The 15033-nt window shown below is 71.2% G+C and carries 15 protein-coding genes and 1 tRNA gene; 1 reads left to right on the forward strand and 15 read right to left on the reverse strand.

The window, feature by feature from the left end:
* Positions 1 to 7: 7 nt before the first annotated feature.
* The gene (locus Q9R08_RS18080) at positions 8 to 1213 is read right to left on the reverse strand and encodes an AI-2E family transporter (protein ID WP_308869564.1); all 1206 of its coding nucleotides are present in this window, start codon (positions 1211 to 1213) and stop codon (positions 8 to 10) included.
* Between the two features lie 84 nt (positions 1214 to 1297).
* On the opposite strand from Q9R08_RS18080, the gene Q9R08_RS18085 reads away from it, so the two are divergent.
* Positions 1298 to 2626 carry a winged helix-turn-helix domain-containing protein gene (locus Q9R08_RS18085; RefSeq protein ID WP_308869565.1) on the forward strand — a complete coding sequence of 443 codons (1329 nt, stop codon included), beginning with the start codon at positions 1298 to 1300 and terminating at the stop codon, positions 2624 to 2626.
* A gap of 51 nt (positions 2627 to 2677) precedes the next feature.
* On the opposite strand, the gene Q9R08_RS18090 is transcribed toward Q9R08_RS18085, so the two are convergent.
* The 14 genes from Q9R08_RS18090 to Q9R08_RS18155 all read right to left on the reverse strand — a co-directional run bounded on the left by Q9R08_RS18090 (position 2678) and on the right by Q9R08_RS18155 (position 15004).
* Positions 2678 to 3775, reverse strand: a complete 1098-nt coding sequence (locus tag Q9R08_RS18090) for a DNA glycosylase AlkZ-like family protein (protein WP_308869566.1) — start codon at positions 3773 to 3775, stop codon at positions 2678 to 2680.
* An 87-nt stretch (positions 3776 to 3862) separates the two neighbouring features.
* Positions 3863 to 4429: a LemA family protein gene (locus Q9R08_RS18095; RefSeq protein ID WP_308869567.1), complete on the reverse strand. Its 567-nt coding sequence runs from the start codon at positions 4427 to 4429 to the stop codon at positions 3863 to 3865.
* 83 nt (positions 4430 to 4512) lie between these two features.
* Complete coding sequence (locus Q9R08_RS18100; RefSeq protein WP_308869568.1) at positions 4513 to 5826, reverse strand: D-arabinono-1,4-lactone oxidase; 1314 nt, start codon at positions 5824 to 5826, stop codon at positions 4513 to 4515.
* On the reverse strand, positions 5823 to 7052 hold the full coding sequence (locus Q9R08_RS18105) for an alanine racemase (protein WP_308869569.1): 1230 nt from the start codon (positions 7050 to 7052) through the stop codon (positions 5823 to 5825). Before Q9R08_RS18105 ends, Q9R08_RS18100 begins: the two co-directional genes overlap by 4 nt.
* A 109-nt stretch (positions 7053 to 7161) precedes the next feature.
* The gene (locus tag Q9R08_RS18110) at positions 7162 to 7341 is read right to left on the reverse strand and encodes a hypothetical protein (protein ID WP_308869570.1); all 180 of its coding nucleotides are present in this window, start codon (positions 7339 to 7341) and stop codon (positions 7162 to 7164) included.
* Positions 7342 to 7411: 70 nt separating this feature from the next.
* A tRNA-Leu gene (locus Q9R08_RS18115) sits at positions 7412 to 7484 on the reverse strand.
* A 71-nt stretch (positions 7485 to 7555) separates the two neighbouring features.
* Positions 7556 to 8992 carry an NAD(P)/FAD-dependent oxidoreductase gene (locus Q9R08_RS18120; protein ID WP_308869712.1) on the reverse strand — a complete coding sequence of 479 codons (1437 nt, stop codon included), beginning with the start codon at positions 8990 to 8992 and terminating at the stop codon, positions 7556 to 7558.
* Between the two features lie 34 nt (positions 8993 to 9026).
* Positions 9027 to 10304, reverse strand: coding sequence for a S8 family serine peptidase (locus Q9R08_RS18125; protein WP_308869572.1), 1278 nt, complete (start codon positions 10302 to 10304; stop codon positions 9027 to 9029).
* Positions 10301 to 10819, reverse strand: a complete 519-nt coding sequence (locus Q9R08_RS18130) for a DUF501 domain-containing protein (RefSeq protein WP_308869573.1) — start codon at positions 10817 to 10819, stop codon at positions 10301 to 10303. Before Q9R08_RS18130 ends, Q9R08_RS18125 begins: the two co-directional genes overlap by 4 nt.
* 93 nt (positions 10820 to 10912) lie before the next feature.
* The gene (locus tag Q9R08_RS18135) at positions 10913 to 11401 is read right to left on the reverse strand and encodes an FtsB family cell division protein (RefSeq protein WP_308869574.1); all 489 of its coding nucleotides are present in this window, start codon (positions 11399 to 11401) and stop codon (positions 10913 to 10915) included.
* A gap of 99 nt (positions 11402 to 11500) precedes the next feature.
* A complete protein-coding gene (eno, locus tag Q9R08_RS18140; protein WP_308869575.1) occupies positions 11501 to 12781 on the reverse strand; it encodes a phosphopyruvate hydratase in 1281 nt (426 codons plus the stop codon).
* 139 nt (positions 12782 to 12920) lie between these two features.
* The gene (locus tag Q9R08_RS18145; protein WP_308869577.1) at positions 12921 to 13607 is read right to left on the reverse strand and encodes an O-methyltransferase; all 687 of its coding nucleotides are present in this window, start codon (positions 13605 to 13607) and stop codon (positions 12921 to 12923) included.
* Between the two features lie 31 nt (positions 13608 to 13638).
* Positions 13639 to 14658, reverse strand: a complete 1020-nt coding sequence (locus Q9R08_RS18150; RefSeq protein WP_308869578.1) for a DUF1648 domain-containing protein — start codon at positions 14656 to 14658, stop codon at positions 13639 to 13641.
* Complete coding sequence (locus Q9R08_RS18155) at positions 14648 to 15004, reverse strand: GntR family transcriptional regulator (RefSeq protein ID WP_308869579.1); 357 nt, start codon at positions 15002 to 15004, stop codon at positions 14648 to 14650. Before Q9R08_RS18155 ends, Q9R08_RS18150 begins: the two co-directional genes overlap by 11 nt.
* Between the last annotated feature and the right edge of the window lie 29 nt (positions 15005 to 15033).

Consider the following 15033-nt stretch of genomic DNA (forward strand, 5'->3'; position numbering starts at 1 on the left):
GCGGTGGTCACGAACGGACTCTCCTCTGCCGCGGAACGGTGCTCCAGATGAGGTCGCCGGAGGGTTTGGCCCCGGTCTCCCAGGCACGTTCGGCGAGATAGACGGCGACGACGTTGACGAAGGCGGCGAGCGGGACGGCGAACAGGGCGCCCGGGATGCCGGCGATCATGGCACCGCCGGCCACGACGAGCACCACCGCGAGCGGGTGCACCTTCACGGCGGACCCCATGAGCAGCGGCTGGAGCACGTGGCCCTCGAGCTGCTGCACGCCCAGCACGACGACGAGCATCCAGAGCGCGATCCACGGACCGTTGTAGACGAGCGCGAGGAACACGGCGACGGCGCCGGTGACGACGGCACCGACGATCGGCACGAACGCGCCGAGGAAGACGAGCACGGCGACGGGGATCGCGAGCGGGACGCCGAGGAGGGCAGCACCCAGGCCGATGCCGATCGCGTCGATGGTCGCGACCAGCAGCTGCGTGCGGGCGTAGTTGACGACGGTGACCCAGCCGGCGCGTCCTGCGCCGTCGGCCGCGGGGCGTGCCTTCTTGGGGAACAGCCGCAGCGTCCACCGCCAGATGCCGGCGCCGTCGGCGAGCAGGCACAGCAGGATGAAGAACGCGAGCACGGCGCCGGTGACGACATGGCCGATCGTGGAACCGATCGCCAGCGCACCCGACCAGAGGAGCTCGGCCTGCTGCTGGATGAAGACCCAGCCCTGATCGAGCAGATCGTCGATCTGCTCGGGGCTCAGGTGCAGCGGCCCGTCGATGAGGTACTGCCGGAACTGGTCGATGGCGGCCACCGTGCTGGCCTGCACGGAGTCCCACTGCTGCATGATCTGCCAGACGACGAGCCACAGCAGTCCCGTCACGATCGCGAGGGTGCCGACGACCGAGATCACGATGGCGAGCCAGCGAGGCACCCGCCGGCGCAGCATCCACGCGAACGTCGGCCACAGCAGAGCGGTGATGAGGATGGCGATCAGGAGCGGGATCACCAGCAGCTTCAGCTGGATGACGAGCCAGACGCCGATGCCGATGGCGGCGGCGACGACGATCACGCGCCACGAGTAGGCGGTGGCGATCCGGAGACCGCGCGGGACCGCCGCGGAGGTCTCGGTGGAGACGACCCGGCTGCGGTCGCGGACGGCATCGAAGAGCGAGGTGCGGGGCCTGTCGTCGGAGCCGCTCGTACGCCCAGTGCTCATTCGCCCAGTCTAGGCGCGTCGCATTCCGTGACGGTCATGAAGACGGCGGGGCGGATGTCGGAGCCGCTGGCTAGGCTGACGCGGGTGAAGTCCTCACTCAGTGCCGCAGAAGCGCGGCGCGTGGCGCTCGCCGCACAGGGGTTCGCGCGTCCTCGCCCCTCGGCCGCAGCGACGCGGCAGCTGAACGGCGCGCTGGCGCGCATGGCGACGCTGCAGATCGACTCCGTCAACGTCTTCGCCCGGTCGCACTACATGCCGCTGTTCTCGCGCCTCGGCGCGTACGACACCGCCGCCCTCGACCGACTGCTGTTCGCTCGGCGCTCGCCGTACGTCGAATACTGGGCGCACATGGCCTCCTTCATCCCCGCCGCCGACTGGGGACTGTTCGACTTCCGCATGCAGGCGATGCGCGCCAAGTACGGCGGTGCGGGCAGCTGGTCCGACACCCATCGCGAGATCCTCGACTGGGTGCGCGCCGAGCTCGCCGACCGCGGTCCGCTGCGTCCGGCGCAGATCGAGCACGACGCCAAGAAGGGCGCTCGCGGCCCGTGGTGGGACTGGGATGTGGTGAAGCAGGCGCTCGAGCATCTCTGGCTGTTCGGAGAGGTCGCGATCGCCGGCCGCCGCGGGTTCGAGCGTCGCTACGGGCTGGCGGAGCACGTGATCCCGCACGAGGTGCTCGATGCCCCCGTCCCGCGCGACGACGCCGTGCACGAGCTCGTGCGGCGCGCGGCACAGGCCCATGGTGTGGCGACCGCCGCCGACATCGCGGACTACTGGCGGATCGCCGACCGTAAGGCCATCACGGCGGCGCTGGACGATCTCACCGATGCCGGTGAGCTGCACCCCGTCACCGTCGAGGGATGGACCACGGGGAGGCGGCCGGCCAAGGCGTGGCTGCACCGGGAGGCGGTCGTTCCGCGGCGCATCGACGCCACCGCGATCCTCACGCCGTTCGACCCCGTGGTGTGGTTCCGGGACCGCGCCGAGCGGCTCTTCGACTTCGAGTACCGCATCGAGATCTACACGCCGGCACCCCAGCGCCGGTTCGGCTACTACTCGCTTCCGGTGCTCATCGACGACGACGTCGTCGGCCGCGTCGACCTCAAAGCCGATCGTGCCGCTTCGACGCTGCGCGTCCAGGCGGCCTGGTGGGAGCAGGGACGCCCCGCGGATGCCGCACCCCGGCTCGCGGAGGAGCTTCGTCTGGCGGCGGCGTGGCAGGGGCTGGAGTCCGTCTCGATCTCGCGCTGGGGCGACGCCGTGGACGACCTCGCACGCGTGATGCCCGAGGCCGCGCGGCATGATGCAGGCCCCGCCGAGGCCGTCGCTCTCTCACCAGAGGAGCCCGGTGCCGACGAGTCCGCGGAGGCGGAACCCGGTGCCGAGGCCGTCGAGGAGCTCGCGAGCTGACGAAGCAGCGGCAGGAAGCCGAGCGCAGCTGCCGCGTGCCGGCCTTCGGTCTCAGGCGGCGGGGGAACCCAGCACGTCGAGCCCGAGCCATCGGGCGAGATCCTGGATCTCGGCATCCACCGCCTGCCGGATCTCGTCGGTGAAGGGCTCGTCCTCGTGCACCGCGTGCACCCGCAGCACGCCGGCCTTTCGATCGCTCTTGGCGTCGAGCTTGCCGACGAACCGGTCGCCGTGCAGGATCGGCAGTGCGAAGTAGCCCCACCGGCGCTTGGCCGCGGGCTTGTACATCTCGAGCAGGTACTCGTACCCGAAGATCTCCTCCAGCCGGCGGCGGTCGAACACCAGCCGGTCGAAGGGCGACAGCAGCGCGGTGCGCGGCGCGAAGCCGGCGAGTCCGTCGAGGGCGTCGGGGTCGACGCGCCACACGCCGTCCGTCCCGTCGACCACGGCCTCTTCACCGATCTCGCCGACGTCCACCGGCTCCAGCGGCTGCGCGATGCCCTTCGCGCGCGCGATGCCGAGCGAGGTGAGGCGGCGCTCCGCGCGCTCGCGGGCAGCCTCCTCGTCGGTGAGCGCCACCACGTCGGCCGGGTAGACCCTGTCGGCGACATCGAACAGCCGGCCGGCGGCATCCCTCGACGAGATGGCCACGTCGCCGCACATCACGAGGATCTCGAGGAGCTGCATCGAGTTGCGGTTGTTCGTCCACCCCGACGAGCGCCACGAGACCTGGGCCGCGTCGGGGATGTCGGCGGCCCGCAGCGGCCCCTCGGCGCGCAGCCGGGTCAGGACCTCACGCCGGAACACGTCGTTGGCGGCCAGCCACTCCCGCGCCTGCGCCGAGTGCGGCCGGTGCCGCATCTCGGGCAGCAGCAGCGGAAGGTCGGTCATCGCCCGGTAGAAGCCGCCCCACTCGAACACGGCGCGGTCCTCTTCGACCAGGCGTGCCAAGTCCGCCGGCTGGTACGGCCAGCCGAGTCGACTCCACAGGATCAGGTCGGCGCTGGGCGCGATCGCCGCCGTCGGCTCGATGTTCACGATGGTGAGCGCGTCGATGGTCTCAACGATGCCGGCCGGCCGCTCAGCCGTCAGGAGCTGCCCGCGCACCGCGATGCGGCGCGCCTCCTCACGCGTCAGCCGGAGAGTCACGCCCCGACGCTACCGCCGGGCGGGGACATCCGGTGCGTTCGGGAAGACCTCGAAACGCCCGCCGGCCCTCGCTCGCTCCGAGTCACGTCAGAACTGCACGCGCGGCGGCTCGGAGATCGCCGCGCCGTCGATCACCTCGAAGAACTCGCGCTCGTGGAAGCCCAGGTTGCGGGCGAACATGTTGTTCGGGAACACCTTGATCTTGGTGTTCAGCTCTCGAACGCCGCCGTTGTAGAAGCGGCGCGAGGCCTGGATCTTGTCCTCGGTGTCAACGATGGACTGCTGCAGCTGGAGGAAGTTCTGGCTCGCCTGCAGCTGCGGATACGCCTCCGCGACGGCGAACAGGGACTTCAGCGCCTGCTGCATGCGTCCTTCTGCGGCGCCCGCCTCGGCGGGTCCGGTCGCCGACAGAGTGTCGGCGCGCGCCTGTGTCACGCGCTCGAAGACGGCCTTCTCGTGCGTGGCGTATCCCTTGACGGCCTCGATGAGGTTCGGCAGCAGGTCCGCTCGACGCTTGAGCTGGACCGTGATGTCGCTCCACGCCTCATCGACGCGCACGTTCAACTGGACGAGCGAGTTGTATGTCGCCCAGAGATAGATGCCGACGATGACGGCGAGCGCCACCACGATAAGGACTGGGATCAGCCATTCCATGTGCCGAGGCTCCGTTCCGTAGTGACCTCATCCTACCGACGCGGGCCCTCGCGGCATGAGGCCGATCCCTGTACTCTCAGCCGTTACCCACCGAGGACGCGATCCAGATAGGGGTTTCGGAACAGCCGCCCGGGGTCGAGGCGATCACGGAGGGCGACGAAGTCGTCGAAGCGCGGATACCGCTCGCGGAACGTCTCCGCGCCGAGTGTGTGCATCTTGCCCCAGTGCGGTCGCCCGTCGAAGCCGAGCATGATCTCCTCGACCGCCTCGAAGTACTCCGTCGGGTCCTCGCGCCAGTACCTGTGCACCGCGATGTAACCCGAGGCGCGACCGTGGGCCGTCGACATCCAGCGGTCGTCCGCCGCGGCGAAGCGGACTTCCACCGGGAAGCCGATGCGCCATCCCCGGTCATCGACCAGCGTCCGGAGCGCCTCGAAGGCCGGGCGCACGTTCGCCGCCGGCAGGGCGTACTCCATCTCGCGGAACCGCACCGACCTGCTGGTCGCGAACACGCGGGCGGAGGCATCCGTGAACTCCCTGTCGCCCCACACCTTCGCCGAGACGCGATTGATGGTGGGCACGAGTGCGGGGATCGCCCGGCCCGTCGAGCACGCCACCTGGTGCAGGCCGCTTCCGACGAGCGTGTCGTCGATCCACTTGCCCACGGGCGAGAGCGGGTGCCGCGGTGCGCCGTCGGGCAGACGCGTGTTGGTCTTCGTCATCGCGCGATCGGTGTGCGGGAACCAGTAGAACTCGAAGTGGTCGGCGGCCGCGACGCGGTCGTCGAGCATCGTCAGCACGTCGTCGAGCGGCTCAGGCTGCTCCACCGCATGCAGCACGTAGGCCGGGACGCATTGCAGCGTGACATCGACGAGGATGCCGAGCGCGCCGAGACCGAGAGCGACGGCGGGGACCAGCTCGGGGTTCTCGTCCTCGTTCACGGTCAGCAGCTCGCCGGAGGCCGTGACCAGCGTCGCGCCGACAACCTGCGCCGCGATGCCGCCGAAGCGAGCGCCCGTACCGTGCGTGCCGGTGGAGATCGCTCCCGCGATCGACTGGCGGTCGATGTCGCCGAGATTCTCCATCGCGAGGCCGAAGGGGGCCAGGAGCGCGGGGATCCGGTGCAGGCGCGTGCCGGCGAGCAGGGTCACCCGGCCGCGATCGGCATCGACGGACACGAGGCCGCTGAGATCACGGAGCTCGAGGAGCGCACCCGGTGCCACGGCGATGCCGGTGAAGCTGTGCCCCGCGCCCACCGCCTTGACGGGGATGTGCTGGGCCGCCGCGGCGACGACCGCTCGCTGCACGGCCGCGACCGTCGGGGGGAACTCCAGGCGCTGCGGTCGCACCGACTCCGTCCGCGCCCAGTTGCGCCAGACGCCGCCGGGGCGGGTCATAGGAACGCCTTCCCCTCGCCGCGGTACGTCGGCAGCTCCCCGACGCGCTGGTCGCCGTCGACCAGGTGGTACGCGGCGACGCGCTCGGCGAGCTCTCCGCTCTTGGAGTGGCGGAACCAGACGCGGTCGCCGATCCGCAGCTCGCGTGCGGCGTCTCCACGCAACGGCGTCTGCACCTCGCCGGCGCCCTCGCGGGGCGCCATGCGCAGGTCCGCCGGCCACACGGCACGCGGCTGGCGCGACTCGAGAGCGGGCCCCGACGCGATCCATCCTCCGCCGAGCACCGTGGCCACATCGGAGGCGGGCTTGCGCACGACCTCCAGCCCGAAGGCCGCCGCCGGCGCCGGGTCGAAGGCGCGGTAGCCGTCGAACAGGTGGCCGGCGAGCAGTCCGCTCCCGGCGGTGACCTCGGTCACGGACTGATCGGATGCCGTCAGCTCGAGCGACCCCGTCCCTCCGCCGTTGACGAACTCGAGGGGTGCGATGTCGCGCAGAGCGGCGACGATGGCGGCGCGGCGGTCGAGCAGCTCAGCGGCCGAGCGGCGCTGCATCCATCGGATGACGGCATCCCCCGACCCCGTCGCGTCGCCCTGACCGGCGATCTGGGCCTCGTACATCATCAGGCCGACGAGCCGGAAGCCCGGGCGCGCGGCGATCGAACGCGCCAGCGCAGCCACCTCAGCCGCCTCGTGCACGGGCGAGCGCAGCACGCCGATGTGACCGAGCGCGGGCGCACGCCATGAGGCGTCGGCGTCGATGGCGACCCGGATCTCGGGCCGCGCGCCGGGCGCGGCGATGGCGTCGACCAGGTCGAGCTGAGCGAGGTCGTCGACCATCAGGGTGACGCGTGCGGCGGCGGTCTCGTCCGCGGCGAGGGCCGCGATCGCCGCGCGGTCGACCGTCGGGTATCCGAGGACGATGTCGTCCATGGTCTCAGCGAGCCACAGCGCCTCGGGCAGCGTGAAGGCGAGTACCCCCGCGTAGCCCGGCAGAGCCAGCACGGCGTCGAGCACCTCGCGCACCCGCACCGACTTGCTGGCCACGCGGATGGGGACGCCCCCTGCCCGCACGACCAGATCGAGGGCGTTGTAGCGCAGGGCCTCGGCATGAATGGCGGCGACGGGGCCGCTGACCTCGGCGAGGGCATGGCTCATGGCACCCCAGTAGGACGCGGGGTCGGCCCAGGGCTTCGTCGCCGTGCGTGTGGACAGCAGATCGAGACTCATACGGCTCGCTTCGGGTGCGTGCGCATCGCACCAGCCTAAGGCGCCGCGGATGCCTGCAATGACCGGATCGCCTCAGCGTTCGCGGGCGCGCGACAACCGACGGATGAGGTCAGTCCTTCGCCCTCTCGGCGCGCTCCTGTTCGACCTCATCCTCGGCGCCGTACACCGCGATCGGCGGGGCGCCGAGCAGCAGCGCGGTCAGCTTCCACCACCAGCCGCTCTTCGGCTCGTTCTGCACGCGCGCGCTCTGAGTGCCCGCGCTCAGGCCGTCCGTGCTGTTCTCGCCCATGTCGGGGACCCTCCGCCGCTTTTGCCCAGGCTAACGCGTCTTCTCGGACGGCGCGAGGGCATGCAGCCGGTGCCCCCGGTGGGATTCGAACCCACACTCGAGCGATTTTAAGTCGCCTGCCTCTGCCGTTGGGCTACGGGGGCCCGCCACGTTCCGCGGGAATGCGAATGCCGCAGGCTCATCTTCTCAGACGAGCCTGCGGCATTCTGCGGACCTACTTCGCGGCGACCTTCTCGGCGTCGGCGGCCTTCGCGGCGGGCTTGCGCGCGGGGGCCTTCTTGGCCGGCGCAACCGCAGCGGGGGCCTCGACCGGCGCCTCGACGGGCTGCGGCGGGCGCGGGCGCGCTGCGAACTCTTCGAAGACGTAACGCGGGTTCTGCACCGTCGACAGGTTCACCATGTCGCGGCCGAGCCAGAAGTTGTTCCACCAGCCCCACAGCACGCGCCACTTGCGCTCCCACGACGGCATCGCCAGGCCGTGGTAACCGCGGTGCGCGAGCCACGCGATGGGTCCCTTGAGTGCGAGCTTGCCGGACTGGAACACGCCGACCCAGAGGCCGAGGCCCGCGACGGCACCGAGGTTCTTGTGGTAGTACTCGCGCGGCAGCTCGCCGCGGAGCACGCCCACGAGGTTCTTTGCGAGGAGCTTCGCCTGGCGCACCGCGTGCTGGGCGTTGGGGACGCAGTAACCGCCCACGCCGCCGCCGGTGAGGTCGGGCACAGCCGACACGTCGCCGGCTGCCCAGGCGCCCTCGACGATCTCGTCCTCGCTGCCCACGCGCAGGTCGGCGCGGGTGCGGATGCGACCGCGCTCCTCGACGGGGAGGTCACCGCCGCGCACCACCGTGGGGTTCGCCATGACGCCGGCGGTCCAGATGATGAGGTCGCTGGGGATGGTCTCGCCCGTGGAGAGCTCGATGTTGCCGCCCACGGCGCCGGTAACCTGCGTGTCGAGGTGCACCGATGCGCCGCGCTGGGCGAGGTTCTTGAGCACCCACTCGCTCGTCTTCAGCGAGACCTCGGGCATGATGCGGCTCATGGCCTCGATGAGGTGGAAGTGCGTGTCGTCGAAGGTGATCTGCGGGTAGCTCTTGACCAGCGACGAGGCGAGCGAGCGCAGCTCGGCGAACACCTCGATGCCGGCGAACCCGCCACCGACCACCACGACGGTCAGGAGACGGTCGCGGTCGGGACCGGGGGGAAGCGTCGAGGCCTTGTCGAAGTTCGACATCAGCCGGTCGCGGATCGCGACGGCCTCTTCGATCGTCTTCAGGCCGATCGCGTTGTCGGCGATCCCCGGGATGGGGAAGGTGCGCGAGACGGCGCCGGCCGTGACGACGATCTGGTCGTACGCGAACTCGTACGGCTCTCCGGCGATCGGCGTGATCGTGGCGACCTTGCCGGCATGGTTGATGCCGGTCACCTTGGCGGCCACGACGTTGGTGCGCTTGAGGTGGCGGCGCAGGGCCACGACGGAGTGGCGCGCCTCGATCGAGCCGGCCGCGACCTCGGGGAGGAACGGCTGGTAGGTCATGTAGGGCAGCGGATCGACGATCGTCACTTCCGCCTCGCCCTTGCGCAGATGCTTCTCGAGCTTCCAGGCCGTGTAGAAGCCTGCGTATCCGCCACCGACGATGAGGATCTTGGGCACGGTGTTGGTCACGGTTTGGAGTACTCCTCCTGTGTCAGCGGCTCGGCGCGCGGGACGCCAATCGGATGCGTCGGACAGCAGCGGTGACGCCGAGCGCCACCAGTATAGCCGTCGCTGTGACCAGGAGGAGCGGAAGGGTGCCGTAGACGACGGTGTCCCGGTCCGGAAGCAGCGGGGAGGAAACCCGCGTCGCGGCGTCGGCGTCGGGCAGCGCGGGGACCTCGGCGCTCGGCGCCGGCTCCTCCGGCATGGGCGCGACGGGCGCCCGGCGATACAGCCGCACCCAGTCCTCGAGACTGCCCATCGGGTTGGCGGTCACCGTCGGCAGACTCGCCGTCACGGCGGCCGCGGCATCCACCAGCCCATAGCCGTACAGCACGTCGGGCACGGCGGTCGCACCCGCTGCGGGGCGAGCGGTCTTGACGATCCGGTTGATGACGTTGGCGGCGTCGAGATCGGGGTGCGCGGCGCGCACCAGTGCTGCGATGCCGGCGACGATCGGGGCGGCGCCGCTCGTGCCGTCCCACGAGACAAGCGTCGAGTCGGCAGACACGCCGACGAGCTCCTCGCTGGGCGCGGTGACGCCGATGGTGATGCCCTGCGTGGACGCGTCCACACTCGCCTTCCCGGAGCGGTCCACACCGCCCACGGTGAGGACGCCGGGAATGGTCGCCGGCGCGCCGACGCGGGTGGTGCCGCTTCCCCGGTTGCCGGCGGCGACCACGATGACCACGTCGTGGTCGAACGCGTAGAGGAAGGCGTCGTCCCAGCTCTCGGGCCAGTCCGGCACGTTCGTGGTGAGCGACATGTTGATGACGTCGGCGCCGTTGTCGACAGACCAGCGGATGGCGTCGGCGATCTGGTCGGCGAAGGGCCGCTGCGCGGACGAGCCGAAGGCGACCGATACCGACAGCAGCTGCGCCTCGGGCGCGACGCCGATCATGCCGGTGGCGGGGCCGGTGCCCCGGCCGGCCGCGAGCGACGCGACCCAGCTGCCGTGATCGGCGTCGACCGCACCCACGGGCGTGCGCCCGTCGGAGGAGCCGACGCCGGAGACATCCGTGCCCCCGGCGACCGCGCCGTCGAACTCGACCGGTCCCCGGCCGATCCCGGTGTCGATGACCGCGATCTTCACGCCGGCGCCCCGCGTGGTCTCCCACGCCTTCTCGACGCCGTAGTCGTCCAGCCAGTACTCGGCGCCGCGCACCGGGTCTTCCGCGGCGGGCGCCGCTTGGGCTGCCACGGGGCCTGCCACGATCAGCGTCGCGGCGACGGCCGCCGAGGCGACGGCGGCGAGGGCGCGGCGGATCATCCGCCCGATCCCGGCTGCGCGCACACGCAGCGCTCGGGCGACCACGACGAGAGCGCGAGCGCGCGGTCGCCGATCGGATTGACCCCGGGACCGGCGGCGAGGGCGTGCCCCGCGAGCGCGTGGAGGCACTTGACGCGCGTCGGCATGCCCCCGGCCGAGATGCCGGCGATCTCCTCGACCTCGCCGAACGCGGAGCGGTCGCGCAGATACGCCTCGTGCGCGAGCCGGTACGCCGCGGCAACCTCCTCGTCGTCGGCCAGCACGTCGGAGAGCTCTCGCATGACGTGGTCGGCCTCGAGAACCGACATCGCGGCGGTCGCAGCCGGGTGCGTCAGGTAGTAGAACGTGGGGAACGGCGAGCCGTCGGGAAGCCGCGGCGACGTGGCCACGACGGTGGGGTTGCCGCATACGCAGCGTGCGGCGATCCCGACGACTCCGCGAGCCGGGCGACCGAGCTGTTCGCGAAGCACGGCCAGGTCGGCGTCGCTGACAGGGGGGTACGGCGGGGTCGTCACAGAGCAGCTCCTTGGTCGGGCCCAGGGTACCGGCGCCACCTGGGACGGTGCTGGACCGCGACGCCGCCGCGGTCTCGTCGCCGTCGCGGGCGGTCAGGGCGTCGGCGTGGACGAGGGGTCGGGGTCGGGCACGCCGACGGTGACCGGCGCGACGGTCTGGGCGAGTCCCGCCGCCGTCACCGAGCGCACGAGCTTCGACATCCAGTCCGCGTCGGCGGCCTCGAGCTCGTCGCTCACCGGCTCCTGCTCCTGGGGCGCGAGCTCGGGGGGCAGGTCGTCGTCGACGAGGTACACGACCTCGCCGGGCTTGACGTAGTACAGCCGCTCGCGCGCCTGCGTGGTGATGTAGGCGGGGTCCTGCCAGCGCTCGCGCTGGGACTCGAGGTCGGCCACCTCGTCACGACTGAGCTGCACGGCCGCCTCGAGCGCGGCGACCTGCTGACGCTGGTCGACGTAGGTGCCGATGGTGGGAACGAGCACGAAGGCGGCGAGCACGACCAGGCCCATCATGATCACCATGAAGCCCGAGAGGCGGATGCCGCCGAGCCAGCCCCGCACGTCGACGGGGCGCCGCGCGCTCACCGGCCGACGACGAGGTGCCGTCGCACCGGGGGGACGGGAAGGGGGAGCCGTCGTCTTGGCCACGGCTCCCCCTCTCGTCGACGTCAGGCTGTCAGCGCATCAGCCCTTGAACCGAGGGAACGCTCCGCGGCCCGCGAACACCGCGGCCTCACCGAGCTCCTCTTCGATGCGCAGAAGCTGATTGTATTTCGCGACGCGCTCGCTGCGAGCGGGCGCGCCGGTCTTGATCTGACCCGCGTTGACGGCGACCGCGAGGTCGGCGATCGTGGTGTCCTCGGTCTCGCCCGAGCGGTGCGAGAGCATCGAACGGTAGCCGTTCTGGGTGGCCAGCGCGATGGCGTCGAGCGTCTCGGACAGGGTGCCGATCTGGTTGACCTTGACCAGCAGAGCGTTGGCGACGCCGAGGTCGATGCCCTTCTGCAGGCGCGTCGGGTTGGTGACGAACAGGTCGTCGCCCACGAGCTGTACCCTCGAGCCGATCTTGTCGGTGAGGGCCTTCCACGCATCCCAGTCGTCCTCGGCGAGGGCGTCCTCGATCGTGACGATCGGGTAGTTCTCGACGAGGTCGGCGAAGTAATCGGTCAGCTTCTCGGCCGACCACGGCTGGCCCTCGACGGTGTAGACGCCGTCCTTGAAGAACTCCGTCGCCGCGACATCGAGGCCGACGGCGATGTCGGTGCCGGGGGTGAAGCCGGCCTTCTCGATCGCCTGGATCAGGAAGTCCAGACCCTCGCGGTTGCTCGGCAGGTCGGGTGCGAAGCCGCCCTCATCGCCGAGGCCGGTAGCGAAGCCGGCAGCCTTCAGCTCGCCCTTGAGGACGTGGTAGACCTCGGTGCCCCAGCGGAGCGACTCTGCGTACGTGTCGGCGCCGATCGGGGCGAGGAAGAACTCCTGGAAGTCGATGCCGTTGTCGGCGTGCTCGCCGCCGTTGATGACGTTGAACAGCGGCACGGGCAGGACGTGCGCGTTGGGTCCGCCGAGGTAGCGGAACAGCGGAAGGTCGGCCGAGTCGGCGGCGGCCTTGGCGACGGCGAGCGAGATGCCCAGGATCGCGTTGGCGCCGGTGCGCGACTTGTTCTCGGTGCCGTCGGTGGCGATGAGGATCTCGTCGATGACGCGCTGCTCGCTCGCCTCGACGCCTTCGATCGCCGGGCCGAGCTCGTCGATGACGGCGGCGACGGCCTTCAGAACGCCCTTGCCGCTGTAACGGCTCTTGTCGCCGTCACGCAGCTCGTACGCCTCGAAGGCTCCGGTCGACGCGCCTGACGGCACGGCCGCGCGCTGGACGATGCCGTCGTCCAGCAGCACCTCCACCTCGACGGTCGGGTTTCCACGCGAGTCGAGGATCTCGCGGGCGCCTACAGCCTCGATCTGTGCCACAGGGGTTCTCCTTGCTTAGGGTGATTCGCTGGAGCGTCGTCGGTCCGCCCCTCAGCCTACTGACCCGCCGCCGCGTTGTGACGACGGTCACGGCGTCCCCTGGCGCGTGGGTCGGCCACGGCGTCGGTCACCCCCGCGGTCAGACGACCAGCGCGATCGCGATGCCGTCGTAGCCCTTCGCGTCGAGCGTCTGGATGGCCGTCGCGTCGAAGCGGGGGTCGCGGCCGAGCATCTCGAGACCGCGCTGCACGCCGATGATCTGCGGATTCTCGGTCGCTGGATTGGCGACCTCGCCGCCGCGCACGGTGTTGTCGACCATCACGACGGTGCCCGGCCGCCCGAGCCGCGCCGCCCAGTCGAGGTAGATCGTGTTGGATTCCTTGTCGGCGTCGATGAACACCAGGTCGAACGGCTCGTCTCCTTCAAGGGTGGGCAGGACATCGGCGCCTCGGCCGAGTCTGATCTCGACCTTCTCGCCCACCCCGGCGCGGTCGAGGTTCGCGCGCGCCAGCTCCGCGTTGCGGGGCTCCGCCTCGATCGTCACGACGCGCCCGTCGCCGGGGATGCCGCGGGCCAGCCAGATCGTCGAGTACGCGGCGAGCGTGCCCACCTCGAGCACCCGACGTGCTCCCGAGATCCGCGCCATGAGGTGCAGCAGCTTGCCGTTGACGGGTGCGACCTCGATCGCCGGGAGTCCGGCGTCCTGCTGATCCGCGACCGCACGCTCGAGGTCGGGATCGTGGCCGACGAGCAGCTCCGTCAGATACGCGTCGACGCGGGACCACTTCTCGGGGGTGGGCCAGGTGTCGGGTGTGGGTTCGACCATGCGCTCAGCCAATCCGGCCGCGGACCGGGCGTCAAGGCCTCGCGGTCGCCCGGTCCACCAGAGCCTCGAGGAGCGCGGCCCCCGTCCCCGCGTCGTCCACGGTGACCACGAACCGCTTGCCGCTGCGGCGGAGCACTTCGATCGCCTCCCCGGCGCGCAGCACCACGCCGAAGCGCCTCCCGGTCGACGAACGCAGACCCCAGCCGCCGAACTCGCCCATCGGATTCACGTCCACGCGCGCCGCCGATTCGATGTCGCCCAGCGGCACGTGGAATCGCGGTACGCCGAGCACCGAGTCGACGTGCAGGCCGCTGTCGTCGACGCGGACGTGGAAGGCGAGGGTGGTGGCCGCGAGCACCAGGAGCAGCACCGCGATTCCCGCCAGGAGCCACACCACCAGCGGATCCGCGCCGGTGACGCCCGCCACCGCGGCCGACAGGGCGATGAGGAGCACTCCCGCGAAGATCGCGATCGCGGCGCCCGGGGCGATGCTGGTCGTCCGCATCCAGAGCACCCGCTCGTGCGCCGACAGGGCGAGCGCGATCGCCGGCGTGGTCACTGCATGCGTCGACTCCTCACGAGGCTGGACGAACCACGCCGCCACGCCGACGACGGCCGCCGCGACGAGCGACGCCAAGAGAGCGGGCCACACCGTGGGCGCGTCCGCGGAGCTCTCGAGCCCGGCCTGCATGGCGAGCGTCCACGTCAGCGCCACGGTCACGAGCGCCGACAGCGAGGCGGCCGTGGCACCCATCAGCCGGTAGGTCGCCCCGCGATCGCCCCGGCGGAGACCGGGAAGACAGGCGAAGGCGATGAGCAGCGGCAGGCCGAGGCCGAACGCGACGGTCGCAATCGGCTGCGTCCACGCGGGCGCGAACCGGTCCGCCTCGCCCGAGGCGTTCCAGTGGACGGCGATCGCGGCGGGCACCTGCGGCAGCAGCAGAAGCTGCAGGGCGACGGCGAGCGCGACGAGCGCGACGGGAAGCCACACCGCGACGAGCATGAATCGGCGCAGGGCGGGGCGGGGCGAGGCTGTGCCATCAGCGGTCACGGGCGATCTCCTTCACGAGGGCGGCGAGGGCGTCGGGTGAGAGCCCCGCCGCGCGCGCCCGCGCGACGAGGTCGTGGATGTGATGGCGGAGGTCCTCGAGCGTGGCCGCCTGCGCCGTCACCACGGCGCCGCGACCGCGGCGGAGTTCGACGAGACCTTCGTCGCGCAGGTCCTGGTAGGCGTGCAGCACGGTGTGCACGTTGACTCCGAGGGCCGCGGCGATGTCGCGCGCCGCAGGGAGCCGGTCGCCGGGCCGCACGCGCCCGGCCGCGGCATCCGCCCGCACGGACGCGGCGATCTGCGCGAACAGCGGGGCATCACTCTCGGGATCGATACGGACGAGCATGCATTAATTCTAATAGCACTAGAACAACC

Origin of the sequence: Microbacterium psychrotolerans (assembly GCF_031085295.1) — a bacterium.
GTDB lineage: Bacteria > Actinomycetota > Actinomycetes > Actinomycetales > Microbacteriaceae > Microbacterium > Microbacterium psychrotolerans.

What these genes read in the sequence shown, in the direction of transcription:
- Q9R08_RS18080 (WP_308869564.1), bottom strand. Translation starts at nt 1,213, where the DNA reads ATGAGCACTGGGCGTACGAGCGGCTCCGACGACAGGCCCCGCACCTCG.
- Q9R08_RS18095 (WP_308869567.1), bottom strand. Translation starts at nt 4,429, where the DNA reads ATGGAATGGCTGATCCCAGTCCTTATCGTGGTGGCGCTCGCCGTCATC.
- Q9R08_RS18100 (WP_308869568.1), bottom strand. Translation starts at nt 5,826, where the DNA reads ATGACCCGCCCCGGCGGCGTCTGGCGCAACTGGGCGCGGACGGAGTCG.
- Q9R08_RS18105 (WP_308869569.1), bottom strand. Translation starts at nt 7,052, where the DNA reads ATGAGTCTCGATCTGCTGTCCACACGCACGGCGACGAAGCCCTGGGCC.
- Q9R08_RS18110 (WP_308869570.1), bottom strand. Translation starts at nt 7,341, where the DNA reads ATGGGCGAGAACAGCACGGACGGCCTGAGCGCGGGCACTCAGAGCGCG.
- Q9R08_RS18125 (WP_308869572.1), bottom strand. Translation starts at nt 10,304, where the DNA reads ATGATCCGCCGCGCCCTCGCCGCCGTCGCCTCGGCGGCCGTCGCCGCG.
- Q9R08_RS18145 (WP_308869577.1), bottom strand. Translation starts at nt 13,607, where the DNA reads ATGGTCGAACCCACACCCGACACCTGGCCCACCCCCGAGAAGTGGTCC.
- Q9R08_RS18155 (WP_308869579.1), bottom strand. Translation starts at nt 15,004, where the DNA reads ATGCTCGTCCGTATCGATCCCGAGAGTGATGCCCCGCTGTTCGCGCAG.